This window comes from Endozoicomonas sp. YOMI1 (assembly GCF_024606345.1).
Taxonomy (GTDB): Bacteria; Pseudomonadota; Gammaproteobacteria; order Pseudomonadales; family Endozoicomonadaceae; genus Endozoicomonas.
The window spans coordinates 1-16,480 of the sequence record NZ_JAHHPM010000076.1 but is presented as its reverse complement, the minus strand read 5'-3'; the positions used below and the strand labels follow the sequence as shown (position 1 = coordinate 16,480).

Genomic DNA, 16,480 nt, shown 5'->3' with positions numbered 1-16,480 from the left:
GGCGTGACCTGCTGGCCACTTAACGCCAGGCCCCTCAGGCAACATTGCTCCTTAAAGCGCGCGAGCTCCAGTGTTGCTTTGGCTGCCTGATAATCCTTAACCACCGCATCCGGTGTAACCTGCTGGTCATTCAACAACAGGCCCCTCAGGCAACATTCCGCTTTGAAGCGCGCCAGCTCAAGTATTGCCCTGGCTGCCTGATAACCCTTAACTACCGCATACGGTGTGACCTGGTGGCCATTCAATGGCAGTCTCTTCAGACAACATTCCGCTGTGAAGCGCGCTATTGCTAATTTGTACTTATTATTTCGATCTGGCTTCCGGTTGAATTCCTGAATGACCTGATCCGGGGTGACTTTTCTATTGCCATGCAGAATGTTCTGTAAGCAAAGTTTTTGCAGGAAAAAACCACCTCTTAGAGACGTTGTTTCATTTCTAAAGGTGGCCAGCACAGCAGCTGAAGTGATTTGACGTCCTTGTAATGGTTTTTTTCTCCAAAAGGCATCCTCAATCAGTTTACCATCATCCGGGGTGGTGGCTGTACTTCCATGAGACTGATGGTTTGAGACTCTTTTGCCGTTAAATGTACTCCTGGAGCGGTTATGAATCCCGCTGGAACCGGCTTGTTGGTCAACCCAACCAGCAGGTTTTGGATGGGAGTAAGTTGACGCGGATGCTTTCAGAATAAAAATCCTGCACACATATGAATACCGAAGTTCGACCTCAAAATGTTTATATGGTTCACTCCATTAGAGACACTTGCCTTACAGCGGCCAGATATTCTGCGGCAACGGTCTTCGTAAAAGGCAACATCAAGAACTCAGTAAAGTGATTCTTGATCAACCAGAATATGAGTCATTTTTTTAGAATCACGCAGATCTGTGAAAGTACTGAATTCTGATAACTGAGCTTTTGCCCTGATCAGTGCTTTGAGGAAAGAAAAAATGCTATTTTGCCGGTTTTTGGTACCGCTGCCTGTTCAAAGAATGTTCATGTTTTTGCCCTGCTGCGCAGACCATTAAGAAATATGTCCCAATCAAACTCATTTTTTTCACTTAAAGCTATTACCTCTTTAAAAATAAATACCTTATTCAGTTTAGCTATATTAAGTTCTTCATTTTCAATCATATTGGCTAATGTAGACAGCTTATTACATTTATCTTCAACACCGGTTAGTTGGCTTATTTGTATTGAAATACTTAGAAGATATAACGCATATGCTGTGGCATTTTCACCAACTTTTAAATTCATTCTGTTATTAAGATTTATCACTAATTTACAAATTTGTGCTTTATAAAGATCATCAGTGGAATCATTCTTGACGAAAAGACACAGATACTGAAACAATTTAACAAAATCAAATGATCGATGGGTGTAGCGTTTAAGTTTACTGTTAAAGATAAGTTGTGATGGACCTGAACAGATGGCCATAGTCGGTATTACTGCATTAAGATGCTCACCAACTTCCAGTTCTGCATCAATATCGAAATGATATTGCTGTGCTTTTTTTTTCAAATCTTCGAGTCTGTCAAACAGTCTTTTTTGATCCTCATTCTGAATAACTATTTCTACCAAAAGATCATCCGATCTAAGAGAAAGATAATTATCAACATTGATTGAGCTAAAGGCAGCAAAATCTTTCAAATTAAGGTGTTTGGCAATTTCAAATTTTAATTCTTGAGCTAATGGTAAATAATTATTTTCCGCAGGCTTCGAACTTACCTTTCGTAAGGGAGTGAATATGTTGGCTTTTGGATTTATTTTAAATTCACTTGACCACAAATAATGAGAAGAATTGACAAATCGATCAATAATGGCAACAGATGTATTCATCATTACCCCATTTAAAATTCATTTGAGCATAAGTTTGATAAAAAGTTCCGCATCGGAAATTTCCTGCCTGCCACAAAGTAAAGAACCTAGCCATGCTGCCCGGGTATCCATACAGGAACTGAAGCCATGTCCAGCAACCAATAAGTAGTTAATATCGTTAAGGTAACTACATATCATACCCTATAAGGCAGTCGTTGCAGCAAGGCTGCACAGGATTTGTGCTCGAACTCTCTGGCAAGTGCCAGAGGCGTCCTGCCAAGATTGTTTGTCACCCGGTAATCTGCACCGGCATTCAACAGCATCCTGACAACTTTCAGGTTGCCATTGAATGCAGCCAGATGCAAAACGGTATCACCGTTGTGATCGGGAACATCCAGGGCCGCTTTCGCCTTGATCAGCAGACCAAGGCTAGCATCAAAGGAACAATGAATGTAGTAACGATCAACGGCATAGTGCATGGCTGTGCAACCGGAATTATCTCTGATATCAAGCTGAGCGCCAGCATGGATAAGAGCTTTCAGGCTATTGCAACGGTGTTCAACCACAGCCAAATGCAGTGCGGTCTTACCATCAAAGGTAGTGATGTCAGGATCGGCACCGGAGCGGATAAACAGCCGCACGCACCCATAACTGCCGTTGATGACGGCGTCGTGTAACACCGTGTTGCCCCAACCGAGTCCCTTGCCGAAAAGTCCACGTAAGCCCCAACGATGGCCCTGGCGCACTCAATATGGTTGTGCATGGTGGCAATGTGCAGTGCTGTCCAGCCTGTATTATCGGTGGTAATGGCCTGGATATTGACACCCTTGCGGATCAGGGTTTGCACGCTCTCAAGGTGCCCATGATAAGCGGCAAAGTGCAATGCGTTCCATCCACAATGGGCAAACGCCTCAGCGCTGGCTTTGTTATCAATCAGGATTTCCAGACACTCACTATGGTTACGCCGGGCGGCAAAATGTATCGCAGCTTTGCCAACGGGGTTCATTACGTCAAGGTCCGCCCCCCTATCAGCAAGTAACTGCAAACAGTGGCCATGACCATTGTTGGCCGCATGGTGTACTGCCACCCGGCCATAACGGCTTTGTATCTTCATATCACACCCGTTGCTGATAAGAACGTCCATAACCGCCCTGTGGCCAGCCTTGGTCGCCAGCATCAGGGGAGTCCTGCCCCGGTTGTCCACGGTGTCAATAATGCCTGGAGCCAGCACCCTGGCACACTCACAATGGCCCTCCAGGGCAGCAATATGCAGCGCCGTTCTGCCATTACTGTCCTTGATAGCAGGGTCTGCCCCACCCAGAACCAAGGCTTCAGCAAACTTTCCGTCTGCCAGTCTGGCTGCCAGATGAAGGGCTGTATCGCCATCCCGGGTGGTGATATTGAGACCCGCACCAGACTGAACCAGAAAATTAACCACAGCAAAGTGGCCATTGACCAAAGCAATGTGCAGTGCCGTCATGCCGTCATTGCTGGCCACGTGATCAGCCACCCACCCGCTGCAACCAGAGCCCTGACACAATCACTGTGCCCATTGCTGGCGGCCATATACAGCAGACGGACATGATGACCAGTGTCGCCTGTACGAAACAGGTCATAGACAATACTCGGATCCAGACTCAGCAGCTGCTGAAGCTGTGCCAGGTTGCCGGTGCGACAGGAGTTCAAGGGCAGTGATTCGCTGTGCGCAGAGAACTCATAGAGCCTCGCCCCCTCCTCTCGCATCAGTGGCACCGCACAATCGAGACAGACCGGGCAAGTTCGCCCGGATAACTGCCTGCTGTCAAGCCAGGGAGTCAGACAGTACTCGTGATAGCGATGGCGGCAAGGTGTAACCATTACCCGCATGTATCCAAAAAATCCAACCAGACAAATCGGACAGACGTCATTGAATGCCTGCTTTGCCGGGTTGGTAACTGGAGCAATTGACTTTTCCATCAGTATTCAGCTCACCGTGCGACTGGGTTATGTCATGAACAACCACTATATGACAGAAAAATTCACGCCCGGTTCCTGAACGGTAGCGGGAAGGTATCCTGCCCGTTATTGGCACATCCTCGCAACCTGATCTAAAGTGTTCACAAATCAGGCTGCACAGGCTTGCGAATATTGGCTTGCAGATTATTGTCTGACGGGGAATTGGAGTGAAACTTGCGGAACATGAGGGGGACCCCATTGACCCTATGATGCCCGAACGATATAGACGACGCACCGAACCGGACAAGGGTCTCAGTATTGATCAGCACGATATTATTTTAAAAAGCAATAAACCCTAGCATCTTAAAAAGCAATAAACCCTAGCATCATTTTAAACTCAGTGAGTCAAGAGTTATGTCCATACCTCAGGCGGGAGCAATTACAGGTTTGCCGGTAGTTAACGAATCACAACCGGCAGGCGGCATTACAGAAGCTTATGATTCTACATTCAAAAGCCAGTTTGGCGGCAAGATGGTTTGTGTTGTCAATGCATCCGAAGATGCTTTAACGAAAATGGATAATAAGTTGCAACTCACAAAGAATTCCTTATTTACCGGATCATCTTTTTCATTATCCTCAGTTCAACCCGGCGAGAATGACTCTTTACCCCATGAGTGGAGGATCAGTGTCAGGGAGGAAGCTGGCAAATTTTCCGGGAATATCTGTCAAATTAATTTTGACCCCATGCACTATGGCTATATTCTTGACTTTGGCAGGGAACTTTCTTTTCGTCATATTGAAGAACTTATGGGCAATATCCTGAAGCTTGAGCAAAAGAAAGATAACTTGTCCGGTGGTGAGTTTCGTGAACCGGTTAAACTGTCCCTGTTCAACAGCTACCAGGGCGTGATGTCGCCCCCGGTGCAACTCAGCCGTGCACAAGTGCAACAGCTGCAGAACCACACCCATGCTTTCTCCCGATATGGATGCGTTATTGGCCATGAGCAAAACCTTTACCAATTATTGAGCCAGTCCGGCAGTGATCGATTCCTGAAGCTGTTGGAAAATATCCCGAAGCAAGTCAGCACTGTGGCTGCAGAGGTTGGAGAAGATGATATTGATATCCAAGCCCTCCTGACTGCCATCGAGCACTATGATTCAGCAGAATTCATGACCGCACTTTCAGCCCTGAATAACGGGTTCAAAAGTAAGTTCGGTTTACCCAACCGATTGCTGGAAACTTTAATCAAGCAGTACCCGATAAAAGAACATTTTCCCAGTTATATATATGACGGGACAGGATGTACTTACAAACAACGTCGCGTCGAACTCAGCATGGATCACATCCTGAAACAGACCAAATCGACCTTTGCCGAACAAGCTGTTATCTGCCGGGAGCTATTAAAACACAAATTGTTTGTACCATTTTTATTAGGGTCACCCTATCATGCAGGTATCTCTTTCCATAATCCGCTGGTGTGTTGCCTTCTGATCGCTCACGGTACAAGAGTCCATCTAACTCATCACCCGGTCTTGTCGGACTGTAGCCTGTTAATATTTGCCATGCATTTTTACAGGATGAATCTGCTGACGGTAGCGGAAGTCGATACCGTTCGGCACGAGATGCTGTGGACACTTCTTTGCCATAGTGAAAACGGCCCAATTACTGATCCTGATGAGATCGTCAGTCGCTTGATCACCGTGGAGGAGGAATTGCACCGGTATCAGGACCTCTGCAGGAGGTTCGATGGTATTCATCGTCAGCTTGATGAACTGTTTGGCCTTGAGTTTTATTTTCACTTTGTTGCGAACGAATCTGACGACGGGCATGCAATAAAGGAATTTCTGAAAAAGGAGTTGTCAACCCGGCGCTACAGTGATGAGCAGGTACGTGAGCATTTAGAGCATACATCGACTCTCACATCATCGAAACCTGTTAATTTTATTACTGAGTTCCTTGGGAAGCTATATTACGAGGTTCCTCCAGCTGCTGTGGTTCGGTTAAGGGAAAACGGTGAATGCCAACCTGACTGGCTGGAGACATTTCTGACATCCCCGCCATACTTTAAGTGCAGCGAACACCAGAGTAATGACAAAGACCGTTATCGGGAAATTACCCTGGTGGCGGGACATTACTATTACCAATGTCCCCACCCCAAAAGAGCACAAACCATTCTGGTGGAGGGCACAAAACCCTATTACCGTACATTGCACGGACTGGATCACGCCCTGCGCACGCAGATGGCTATCGAATTTCTTTTGGACGACCATGTTCTGCCACAATTCCACCGGCCGTTCAAAGAGTTATTGGATAACCAGCCACAGCTGCGGGAGTTGTTGCCCATTGCTGAACTCTACCACGACGCTGTCGCGGAAGATGAGCCAAAAGAGGTTGAAGAGCTCCGGGCAGCGGAACTTTTCCACCGTGATATGACCAGTCTGCAACAGTACCCCGACGAACTGATTGCCTTGGTAGCCACTGCCTTAAGAAACAAAAACTGTGAAGCAATGAATTCGGGCAACCCGTTATTCAGCCACGACCACCAGTGCCCGGAAGAAGAGTTGCTGCTGCGTCAGGTGCTGCGTTTTGGGGATATCGTCGATACTCTTTCCCAAGAGGGCTTTTCGACCATCAAACCGACTTCGGGTTCAGCAGCAATGGGCTCTCCGGAAATGATCCATGATAACGATGATCATCCAGAAATGATCGAGCTGTTGGACGTGGTCAATAACCGGCAATTTACCATGCTGATCCGGGCGGCATTGTCGGGTTTTCGGAATCTGGCCAGCATTACCGGGGGGTGGCATCAACAAACAGCCAACCCGTTCACCAGTAAATATGGTCTGCCGGTGGATAACCATAAACGACGATTACTGATTGAACAGGCACCTGATCCCTATGGGTGTTTGCATGAGTGCCTGAATGATCTGGTCCGGTTCATTATCGCCCGAAAGGCCAACGTTACAGCTCACTTCCCAGAATACTCCCCCCGGAGCCATGAAAATTCCTGGCTGCCTGACTACCAGGATCCGGATATCGACTTCAGTGGCGCTTATCGATCGCTGCACAATGAAGAGGAACTGCGACAAATCAGGCTACCCGAAGCAATGACTCTGGCAGAAAAGATTATTGCAGTGGCAGAGCAACGCAAGCTGGAAAAATTTATCGCTCCTGCCACCAGTGAAGCCCTGAAAACTGAGACGATGCGGCTACACCAGGAAGGTATACTGCCGACTTCAGGCACACCATCACAATTGGAACTTCAGCGGATGTTCAGACACCCGGATACTGCCGATGCCCGTCTACTCAGTGAACGCGGGTATGGGGTGAAATTTTCTTTGCATGAAGGAAAAACCTGTTACCACATGACACCAAAACCCAAAAGGTCGCATTCTGAGCTTGCTCAGCCCTCATCATTCATGCCACCAGACAATCATGAAAGGACTGCAACCAGCTGCCAACCGTCCAAATTGACACGTTACAGCTATTTGTCCTGAAAAAGTACGATATTCTCAGAAATGTCAACACACAAACAGGAAAATGTAGAAAACCTCCACTAGTAACAGCTACAAAAGTGGAGGTCATCCTGGATTGTCGGAAAATTAGAGATTTATAATTTTTACCATTTCATTATCGGTATCAATTGGATCAGGAATATTCCCTGAAAAGATTGTTTGATTGTCCTCGTGCTCATGTGACTTGCGCTCGCCTGAACGATCTATTTTAAGATTTTTAAAATTGAACAGCTCAGTATCAGCCATCTGAGATGGCGCTATATTCTGCATGGCAGTAAAAATTGACTCGATCCTGCTCGGGTTCTTCTTTTCCCACTCAGCCAACATAGCTTTGATATTCTGGCGCTGCAGGTTTTCTTGTGAGCCACACAGGTTGCATGGAATAATCGGGAACGCCATTTGTTCAGCGAACCGTTTTATATCCTTCTCGCGGCAGTAAGCCAAAGGGCGAATTACCACGTTCCGCTTATCGTCTGATAATAACTTGGGTGGCATAGCGGCCAGCCGGGAGCCATAGAACATATTAAGAAACATGGTTTCTACTATGTCGTCTTTATGGTGACCAAGGGCAATTTTGGTTGCTCCAATATCTTCGGCAAAGGCGTACAATGTGCCACGGCGCAAGCGCGAGCATAAACCACAGGTTGTTTTACCCTCTGGTATCTTCGACTTAACCACCGAATAGGTATCCCTGTTAATAATATGATAAGGAATATTCAGGTCATCGAGGTATTCTGGCAGGATATGCTCAGGAAAGCCCGGTTGTTTCTGATCCAGATTCACCGCCACTAAATCCAATTTTATCGGTGCACTTTTCTGGAGACTCTGCAAAATATGAAGCATCGTGTAGCTATCAGCACCACCCGATAAACAGACCATCACCTTGTCGCCATCCTCGATCATATTGAACTCTTCAATAGCCTGACCTGCGTGGCGGCGCAGCCTCTTTTGCAGCTTGTTAAATTCTGTCTTTGCAGTTCCAGAAAGGGAAATCGTCATATTATCCTGAGGGTGTCTAAAGAAAAATTTGATTATAACTATCTGTCAATCTTTCACCAATTAGACCGATTGCTATCCAGTTACGGACTTTCACTACAGGAGGTTCTGAAACAAGCTCAAATGGAATAAGTTGAGCGTGGGAACGAAGGACGAACTGAAAAACACATCAGGCAATAAATCAGGGCAACCAATACTGGCGCAGTTCAGTGCATAGTGAATCCGGGGATTGTTCCAGATGGGACAGAGAATTCGATGTTCAATATCATGCAGAGAGATAGTCTGACCAGCAATCATAATAAGTTCATCCCGCCATGGCCCCATACGGAACCATCCCTTGCCCAACCTGGTAATGGACTTTAAGATACATTCCGGTTGATTCAGAGGGCTTTACGTAGCGATCAAGAAAGTTCTGCCATTTTGAGTGATCAACAACCTGCTCACTATTCTGATCAGCCTTATCCCAATATGACCAGCGATCCGGGGATGGAACCGCCTGCACCGCAATACTGAACAATAAGAGCAAAGCTGAAACGACGTATCTAGCCATACATGGCACCTTCTTATTAGCGTTATTTCAGAGCTATCCTATGGTGAAGTTAAGAAAGTTGATCGACAAAAAAACTGGCTACTTCAGCTCATTCAAGCGCCAGTCATACTGGTACTGAATAGTACCGGTATATTTTTTCAGCCGCCGGGCATCTGCCTGAGAAGCAAACTTGCGCAGGTGTAAAACAACCCCGTCCTGATCAACAAAATCCTGTTCATACCATTCATATATGCGGGACAGAGTCAGCTTGCCATCCACCCAGCTCATGCCTTTTTCCTGCCGGATAAAGCGTCTTGCAAGCTCATCCAGCATTGACCCGGTATTGTCCGCGGTAAACACCGTTGGGGACAAATCCGGGCAACCCATGCTGGCACAGTTCACCGCATAATGAATACGGCTATCCTCCCATAACGGTCTGAGAATCCGGTGCTCAATATCATTCAACGTCAGGTTTTGCCCCGCTACTTGAGTGATATCCATATCCCATGGGCCAAACTGGTACCACGGGCCAATCTTGGTAATGGATTTAACCGGGTAGTGTTCCAGCACCAGATCAACCGTTAACGCGTTATAAAAGTTGATCCAGTAAGCTTTCTGCTCCGCTTCAGAGTAAGTCCTTGGATCCAGGGAGGACATATCCGTCAGGTATTTATCAAGCTTATCCCGAGCTTCCTGACTGACCAACGGATATCGAAAGCGATTCCCACCCGGGCGAAGTGCCAGATATTCATCCAGTATCTCCTGCCAGAGATGGTGGTTGATCACAGCAGAAGACTCTGGATTGCTTTTGTCCCAAAATGCCCAGTAAGTGCTGGCAGGAGCTGCCATCACCAGGCCCGGAAGGATGAATAGCAAGGCACCAAGGGACAATGTTTTTACTGGTTTCCATAGATTGGCAAAGCAAAGACGAAGCAAAGCAGAATTCCTATAAGATATGGTCACGGGAGTTCCTTCTTTTATTTAATCAAATACAGTTAGCCTTGACTATTTAAATCATACTGCAGCAATTTATTGCTGTTGATCATGGAAAGCAATTCCTCAATGTATTCTTCACCCCGGATGGAATATGCCCGCAAACCATAAGCCAGGTCAGCTCCTGTAACTGGCTCCTGACTGACTCTTCTCTGCTCCCGCAGCTTTCTCATAGCCCTGTATTGATGATTGGTATTCAGATTGTGCATGTAAGCACGGACCGAAGCCGCAACATCCTCAAACTTCTGAACTTCATAGGTCTCTCCTTCCGGGCGAGCCTCCGGTACAATTCCACATCCCGGGCTAAAACACCACTGACCAAAGAAGTTGTTACCCTGTCGGGCAAACCTTGATGTCCCCCACGCCGTTTCATTAGCCGACTGAGCCAGCGCAAGAGAAGCAGGGATTATATCGACAAAAGTCAGTAACTCCGCAAAAAACAGCTCATCATAGACTGACACATCACGCATGCGATACTTTCTGCCCATATCAGCCAGCCATGACCGATCTTTATCCGTTAACTCTGACTGGCAAGATAAAGCCATAATCCGCTGACGATTTTGTAAAATCGTGTCATTCTCTTTTTGCACCATCGGCAATAAGAAGCCAAAGAAAGCACTCTTTTTAGTCTTGACATCAACCATGCTGCTGAAATCCGGTATGGTCACAACGTGCGACTCTTCTGCCTCTTTAACCGCCCCCGATACCGGCAGTTCAGGCCCAGACACAAACCGACCCACACCCTGCCAGTGAATCCCCAAAGACAGCACCAATAACGCCAGAAAAACACCCAGCATAATTTTATCAATCTTGTTGAGCATGAGTACCTCAGTAAAACATCTTGATCAGCAACAGGATAAAGGCTGATGACGAAAAAAGGCAGAAAATCCACTAAAAAACGTTCAGCTTCTTTACAAACCGGACGAAACATGACAACACTTGGGGTGCGGCTTAACGCGGTACTGCGGTGGAACCCCCCTGCAAAGAGCCAATAATAACAAGGGTTAACCGCTGGTCAGTATCAGTATCCACCACTTCAGTGGAAGAAGCGGCCTGATATCCTGCCGAACACACGGAGGCACTGTTATGATCCTAAGCCATTTCTGGGGCTTGCTTACTGAGCCCGACAACGAATGGATCAGCATTCGAAAGAATCCACCCGGATTGATCCAGCTCTACCTTGGCCAAATCATCTGGCTGGCAGCCCTGCCTGCCATCTGCACTTACATTGGTACTACGATGGCTGGCTGGAGCCTTCCCGGAAGCACCAATGTGGTAAGACTCACACCTGAAAGTGCCCTGTGGATGTCCATCCTTGCGTGGATGGCGATGGTCTGTGGCGTTGCGGTCATGAGTTGGTTCATCCACTGGATGAGTGGTAACTTCAACAGCGACCCTTCATTGACAGACTGCACAGCCTTTACCTGCTATACCGCTTACCCTCTGTTTCTCATTGGTATTTGCGGTCTCTATCCATCACTGTGGCTTGCCATTATTGCCGGTACTGTGGCGGTATCCGCCACTGCCTACCTTCTGTACAGCGGTCTCCATATTTTTATGAAGATCCCTCAGGAACAGGGCTTTATCTATGCCAGCTCAGTTCTCTGTATTGGCCTGGTGGTTCTGGTTGCCATGATGATCACCACCGTTATTTTCTGGGGTATGGGCATTGGGCCTGAATATGTTCAGAGTTATTAGCCCCCCTCGTACTGATTAAGGCCGCTTTACGCGGTTTTTTTTATGCTTGAAGGATTTATTGATTTCACAATCCTGAGCAATCCACTATGATTCCAGGGCAAACACAGGGAGCAGGCAGACCATTGCAGAATGACCTTCACCAAATTGAACAGCGGATTCTTGAACTTTACCAGGAAGCTGAAAACTTTTTTCAACAACCGTTTAAAAAACCTTATATTCGACTGGATCTAACCGGAGAGACAGCGGGTCAGGCGTGGATTGAAAAACGTCAGCTGCGCTTTAATAAAGTGCTACTTCAGGAAAACCGTGAGCACTTTATCCAACAAACCGTCGCGCACGAGGTGGCGCACCTGCTGGCCTATGAACTGTTTGGCCGAAAAATCCGGGCCCATGGCAGAGAATGGCAAGGGATAATGACCAGGGTATTCAGGCTTCCCGCAGATCGTTGTCACCGTTACGACACCGGAAGAAGCAGCCAGAAGCAGTGGCTGTATCAATGCCACTGCCAGGGCAAGACGATTCACCTGAGCACCATACGTCACAATCGTTCACAACGGGGAACGGTCTATCTGTGCACAGCCTGTAAAGGGCCATTAACATTTCTCGGTAATGTTCAGACTGCCCCCCAAAACTTTTAATAAGTCATCGCCGTATTTCTCCAGCTTATATTGACCTATTCCGGTTATTCTCGACAATTCAAGATGGGATTGAGGACGAATCTTTATCAGCTCCATCAGGGTCTTGTCGTTAAGGATGACATAAGCGGGGACATTCTGTTCTTCAGCATGGGTACGGCGCCATTGCCGCAAAGCCTCCCACAACTGCTGATCATGGGCTTCCACCACAACACGACCAACTTCCCGGTATTCTTGCTCATACTTCCGGGACGGCTCATAGCGATCACGACGTAACTGAATACGCTCATCACCTTTTAACAGTGACCGGCAACGCTCATTCAGTTTAAGGGCACCATGACTGTCGTGATCCACATTCACGTACCCTCTGGCCACCAGCTGGCGATAGACCGACCGCCAGCTGCTCTGATCCAGCTCGGTGCCAATACCAAAGGTGCTAAGACGATCATGACCAAAACGGCGGGTTTTATCGGTACTTTTCCCCAGCAGAATATCCACAAGATGAGCCACCCCGAAGCTCTGCCCACTCCGGTAAATACAGGACAATGCCTTGCGGGCAACTTCTGTCCCATCCCATATTTCCGGTGGTTCAAGACACAGGTCACAATAGCCGCAGGGTTCATCCAGAGGCTCATCAAAGTAATTCAACAACACCTGTCGTCTGCATCCGGTCACTTCACAAAGTGCCAGCATGGCTTCCAGCTTTTGTTGCTCTATCTGTTGAATATGCTGACTGGCACTGGAGCGGGCCTGAAGCTGTTTGAGCAGCACCACATCTTGTAAACCATAAACCATCCAGGCGGTAGCGGGCAGACCATCCCGTCCCGCACGTCCGGTCTCCTGATAATAGGCTTCAATACTTCTTGGCAGGTCAAGGTGAGCAACAAACCGGACATCCGGTTTATCAATCCCCATACCAAAGGCAATGGTCGCAACAATGATGATCCCTTCTTCAACGATGAACCGGTGCTGATTCGCCCGCCGCTCTGCTGGTAAAAGCCCGGCATGGTATGGCAGCGCCTTTCGCCCTGACTGCGTCAACCATTCTGCGGTCTGCTCCACTTTCTTACGGGATAGGCAATAAACAATACCGGAATCTTCGGGATGCTCTTTATTAAGAAAGTTCAGTAGCTGCTGCTTACCCTGCTTCTTCTGGCTGATCCGGTAGAAAATATTGGGTCGGTTAAAGCTGTCTATAAATACGCGGGCAGCTGCAAGTCCCAGTCGTTCACGGATTTCCTGGCGGGTTCTCTGATCAGCCGTCGCTGTCAGGGCAATTCTGGGAACCCCCGGAAACCGGGTGTGCAAACAGGAGAGCTGCAGGTATTCCGGCCGGAAATCGTGCCCCCACTGGGACACACAGTGAGCCTCATCAATAGCAAACAAAGCCACCTGAATCTGATCCAGCAGCCGTTGCATCGACTCAGTCAGCAGCCTTTCGGGCGCTACATACAATAAATCAAGATCACCGATCAGCAGTTCCCGCTCAACCTGAAGCCGGTCTTCCGGCATCATGGCAGAGTGCAGACAGTCAGCACGAATACCCAGCTCCCGAAGACTGTTAATCTGGTCATCCATTAACGCTATCAATGGTGAAACGACAACTGACGTACCACCTCTTAATAACGCGGGTATCTGGTAACAGAGCGATTTCCCACCACCTGTAGGCATCAATACCAGGGCATCACGACCAGCAACAATTTCATTAATTACCTCTTGCTGGAATCCTCGAAAGGACTGGTAACCAAATGTATTTTTTAAAATATCCAGAGCAGGATCAGACATTGAACAGAATCGCATCTGATAAAAGACCAAGTATACGGATACTCGCCTTCATCTTCATCAAATCCTGATAGAATCCAACAAATCAGAGTATTGCCATATGTCGCCCACCTGTTTCAATGCATAACTTCAAATCTCTCGATAAATTATTGACAAATTCATCATTTTTTTGGGGATCATTATGCACATCTATACTGGTCAAATAATGATCAAGCCATTGAGCCTTGCACAACACCTTTAGCCTGTTCATGTTCTCATAAAGAAGAATGCTGACCAGATTTTGGCCTCCGGTTGAGAATCGGTTAAAATACGGCACCAGTTTAAAGGCGGACTTGTGTTTTGATTGGGAACAGCCTTGATAACTGGCAACAGTCGAAAAGCTGCCCGCCTTGGCTTTTCCCAGTTTGAGAAGATACTCGGCACATAAGCTATCAGACAACGATCTGGCAACCATTAATTCCTGATGAATGCCATTCAACACTTTCACCCAAGCCACTACGTTTGATGTATTTTCCTGACTGTTATAAATGGCAATGGCCATCTCAACAAATTCACTCCCATTAGCCTCTATCCTTAATGCTGGAAATACCTGACCGGCATAATCCTGGTAATCGAAACCTAAATATTTATCAAGATATTCTTGAAACTGGGCACTCCATAAATGCCTGCATTCAGCTAAAACCGCTTGTTTAAGAGCACTAAAATAAGGAACACCATAATTCTTCAGAGTATCAATATTATTATCAAGCCAAGAATCAAAAAACTGTTTTTTTCCTGAAGGATACCAGCGAAGTAAATTTGAGCATCGCACCACAATCTCTTCCATGTCAACATGATTACCATCAGACTGGATACCCCTTCTTATTAAACCCTCATAATAATTGGACACCCAGTTAAATTTACTCAACTGCCACCGCACATTGTACTTACTCAAAGTAGTATCATACAAAAACACCTTATTATCTTTCAGCAAAAAACCATTTTTAAAATAAGTTTTTCTGGTTTTTGGCTTTGCTGAAATAGAGGATAATAAACTATCTTCACTGTTACAACGCCTCAACCCGCCATCATTCAGTGCTTGAGCAGCAAGCAAACCTCCGGCATTCCCAGGTATCGCTTCGATGTCCAGGAGTAGCCGCTTTGAAGCTGCTGGCTTGATGTGCCTCTCTAGCAACCTTGCTACCTTACCATGAAAGTCCAGATTTATTTTTGCTTCATTCAGGCGCCAATTACCACTTTTACTCAAAGAACCAAGACTGATCATCACAGAAAAAGAAGAAGGTAATTTCAGTTTCTTTACTTTACCCTCTGCATTGACATACTCATTGTAAGTCACACTTGTTTTCAAAACACACCGACAGTCGTTTAATTCCAAAGAATGAGTGTAGCTTGAAGATCCTGAGCAACTCAGTTTCAACCCCATTTCAGAGAAGTACACATATAACTGATTCAATAAGCCTTGCCCAAGAAGAATTTTCAAAGAACCCGACAACTCAGAACCCTGACCATCAAGATATGAAGCCAACATCCTCTCAACCTCACGATTACAGACAGATTCATCGGCAAGATTTAAGCTACACTTATAATTTTTGGTGTTGAACTTGTGTTGTTGAGCACCATTCGAACTTTCTTTAATAATTGTTAAATCAACCCTGCCTACGTCATTTTGATACGATTCTTTATATCTCCTTAAGCTAACTTTTTCAGTTCTCCCATTTGCCAGATAAGCTGCACAATCCCGAATGGCATCGTTATCACAAATCTTCCGTACCATTTCATGGGGAAGTGTTTCCTCAACACCATTGATCCTGCAGGAGAAGGTTACCGGAAAAAAAAACGCAGAAAAGCAATCCGTTGCCGAATGATTTGGAATCCCTGCTCTCATAACACCGTGAGCAGCCCCGAATTCAGCACCACCCATAAGAGACCTTGCACTGGTCGACGCTGTCGCATGATCAACTCTTGACCGGGATATCCTACCTTGTATTTCTGAACTGACTTTTCCGGCAACTTCCTCATTAAAATGCACAACCGCCCGTTGATTTTTAGCATACACCGGTTCCTCAGCAAACCTTTGACGCGCTAACCTCAACCTCAAAGATTCAAATGGCCTTACTGATTTGCCATCCTTTATGCGCCCTTCTTTGACAGGCCTATCCCTCTGGTCATCAGTTCGCAAGCCAGATGTTTTGCAGGGTCTAGCTACAGGCTTCGAATTATCCACACTCAATCTCCAAGGATTCACCACACATGAACGACATCTGATGTTTTTGTCTTACGTCCAACCCATGTCAGAGATTGTTTGAACAGTTTAGGTAGTTAGCCAATGAAATCGTAAATTTCTGGCTAATTGGGCAGTTACTATGCAAGGCACAAATTATTAGGGAGCATAGCCGTAGCTTTGTGACCGGAGTTGTGACGTCGTAGAGTAACTGATCACTTAATCAGAAAATATGATTTCATTTGGCTAACTGCTTACATGTTGATCACTGGACCCAATTATACGTTAGCAACCAACATTTAGTTTTACTCGACTTTAGAGTTCCCAAAGCACAATAGTTCAGCAAAAAATTGAATAAACTGC

Annotated in this window: 14 protein-coding genes and 1 pseudogene; 3 read left to right on the top strand and 12 right to left on the bottom strand. The window is 46.5% G+C overall.

Annotated elements, in window-relative coordinates; translation table 11 throughout:
- From KDK15_RS02845 to KDK15_RS02825, 5 genes and pseudogenes are all read right to left on the bottom strand, one after another.
- A partial coding sequence (locus tag KDK15_RS02845; protein WP_257293856.1) for a hypothetical protein occupies positions 1-701 on the bottom strand: 701 nt, incomplete at its 3' end.
- 289 nt (positions 702-990) lie between these two features.
- Positions 991-1,836 carry a hypothetical protein gene (locus tag KDK15_RS02840; protein WP_257293855.1) on the bottom strand — a complete coding sequence of 282 codons (846 nt, stop codon included), beginning with the start codon at positions 1,834-1,836 and terminating at the stop codon, positions 991-993.
- A 170-nt stretch (positions 1,837-2,006) separates the two neighbouring features.
- Positions 2,007-2,492, bottom strand: a complete 486-nt coding sequence (locus KDK15_RS02835) for an ankyrin repeat domain-containing protein (RefSeq protein ID WP_373691324.1) — start codon at positions 2,490-2,492, stop codon at positions 2,007-2,009.
- Positions 2,493-2,524: 32 nt separating this feature from the next.
- A pseudogene (locus KDK15_RS02830) lies at positions 2,525-3,292 on the bottom strand (ankyrin repeat domain-containing protein); the annotation flags it as partial.
- On the bottom strand, positions 3,289-3,768 hold the full coding sequence (locus KDK15_RS02825; protein WP_257293852.1) for an RING finger domain-containing protein: 480 nt from the start codon (positions 3,766-3,768) through the stop codon (positions 3,289-3,291). The gene KDK15_RS02825 and the pseudogene KDK15_RS02830, both read right to left, overlap by 4 nt.
- 393 nt (positions 3,769-4,161) lie before the next feature.
- Here KDK15_RS02825 and KDK15_RS02820 point away from each other — a divergent pair, with 393 nt between their 5' ends.
- Complete coding sequence (locus KDK15_RS02820; RefSeq protein ID WP_257293851.1) at positions 4,162-7,245, top strand: hypothetical protein; 3,084 nt, start codon at positions 4,162-4,164, stop codon at positions 7,243-7,245.
- Positions 7,246-7,350: 105 nt separating this feature from the next.
- Here the strand turns inward: KDK15_RS02820 and ttcA are convergent, their stop codons facing one another.
- From ttcA to KDK15_RS02800, 5 genes are all read right to left on the bottom strand, one after another.
- Complete coding sequence (gene ttcA, locus KDK15_RS02815; protein WP_257293850.1) at positions 7,351-8,262, bottom strand: tRNA 2-thiocytidine(32) synthetase TtcA; 912 nt, start codon at positions 8,260-8,262, stop codon at positions 7,351-7,353.
- A gap of 93 nt (positions 8,263-8,355) precedes the next feature.
- Positions 8,356-8,556, bottom strand: a complete 201-nt coding sequence (locus KDK15_RS21140) for a DUF547 domain-containing protein (RefSeq protein WP_373691323.1) — start codon at positions 8,554-8,556, stop codon at positions 8,356-8,358.
- A gap of 7 nt (positions 8,557-8,563) precedes the next feature.
- Entirely contained in the window at positions 8,564-8,809 is a 246-nt protein-coding gene (locus tag KDK15_RS02810; RefSeq protein WP_257293849.1) for a hypothetical protein, read from the bottom strand.
- Between the two features lie 78 nt (positions 8,810-8,887).
- Entirely contained in the window at positions 8,888-9,751 is an 864-nt protein-coding gene (locus tag KDK15_RS02805; protein ID WP_257293848.1) for a DUF547 domain-containing protein, read from the bottom strand.
- A gap of 32 nt (positions 9,752-9,783) precedes the next feature.
- Complete coding sequence (locus KDK15_RS02800) at positions 9,784-10,602, bottom strand: glucosaminidase domain-containing protein (RefSeq protein WP_257293847.1); 819 nt, start codon at positions 10,600-10,602, stop codon at positions 9,784-9,786.
- A 265-nt stretch (positions 10,603-10,867) separates the two neighbouring features.
- Here KDK15_RS02800 and KDK15_RS02795 point away from each other — a divergent pair, with 265 nt between their 5' ends.
- Positions 10,868-11,479 carry a Yip1 family protein gene (locus KDK15_RS02795; protein WP_257293846.1) on the top strand — a complete coding sequence of 204 codons (612 nt, stop codon included), beginning with the start codon at positions 10,868-10,870 and terminating at the stop codon, positions 11,477-11,479.
- Positions 11,480-11,565: 86 nt separating this feature from the next.
- The gene (locus tag KDK15_RS02790; RefSeq protein WP_257293845.1) at positions 11,566-12,117 is read left to right on the top strand and encodes a SprT family zinc-dependent metalloprotease; all 552 of its coding nucleotides are present in this window, start codon (positions 11,566-11,568) and stop codon (positions 12,115-12,117) included.
- On the opposite strand, the gene recQ is transcribed toward KDK15_RS02790, so the two are convergent.
- On the bottom strand, positions 12,073-13,899 hold the full coding sequence (gene recQ, locus KDK15_RS02785; RefSeq protein ID WP_257293844.1) for a DNA helicase RecQ: 1,827 nt from the start codon (positions 13,897-13,899) through the stop codon (positions 12,073-12,075). The genes KDK15_RS02790 and recQ overlap by 45 nt on opposite strands.
- Before the next feature lie 82 nt (positions 13,900-13,981).
- Positions 13,982-16,120, bottom strand: coding sequence for a hypothetical protein (locus KDK15_RS02780; RefSeq protein ID WP_257293843.1), 2,139 nt, complete (start codon positions 16,118-16,120; stop codon positions 13,982-13,984).
- Between the last annotated feature and the right edge of the window lie 360 nt (positions 16,121-16,480).

Bases quoted from the DNA above. Each gene is read 5' to 3' on its own strand.
- KDK15_RS02825 (WP_257293852.1), bottom strand. From the start codon at position 3,768: ATGGAAAAGTCAATTGCTCCAGTTACCAACCCGGCAAAGCAGGCATTC.
- ttcA (WP_257293850.1), bottom strand. From the start codon at position 8,262: ATGACGATTTCCCTTTCTGGAACTGCAAAGACAGAATTTAACAAGCTG.
- recQ (WP_257293844.1), bottom strand. From the start codon at position 13,899: ATGTCTGATCCTGCTCTGGATATTTTAAAAAATACATTTGGTTACCAG.
- KDK15_RS21140 (WP_373691323.1), bottom strand. From the start codon at position 8,556: ATGATTGCTGGTCAGACTATCTCTCTGCATGATATTGAACATCGAATT.
- KDK15_RS02820 (WP_257293851.1), top strand. From the start codon at position 4,162: ATGTCCATACCTCAGGCGGGAGCAATTACAGGTTTGCCGGTAGTTAAC.
- KDK15_RS02795 (WP_257293846.1), top strand. From the start codon at position 10,868: ATGATCCTAAGCCATTTCTGGGGCTTGCTTACTGAGCCCGACAACGAA.
- KDK15_RS02810 (WP_257293849.1), bottom strand. From the start codon at position 8,809: ATGGCTAGATACGTCGTTTCAGCTTTGCTCTTATTGTTCAGTATTGCG.
- KDK15_RS02800 (WP_257293847.1), bottom strand. From the start codon at position 10,602: ATGCTCAACAAGATTGATAAAATTATGCTGGGTGTTTTTCTGGCGTTA.
- KDK15_RS02790 (WP_257293845.1), top strand. From the start codon at position 11,566: ATGATTCCAGGGCAAACACAGGGAGCAGGCAGACCATTGCAGAATGAC.
- KDK15_RS02840 (WP_257293855.1), bottom strand. From the start codon at position 1,836: ATGATGAATACATCTGTTGCCATTATTGATCGATTTGTCAATTCTTCT.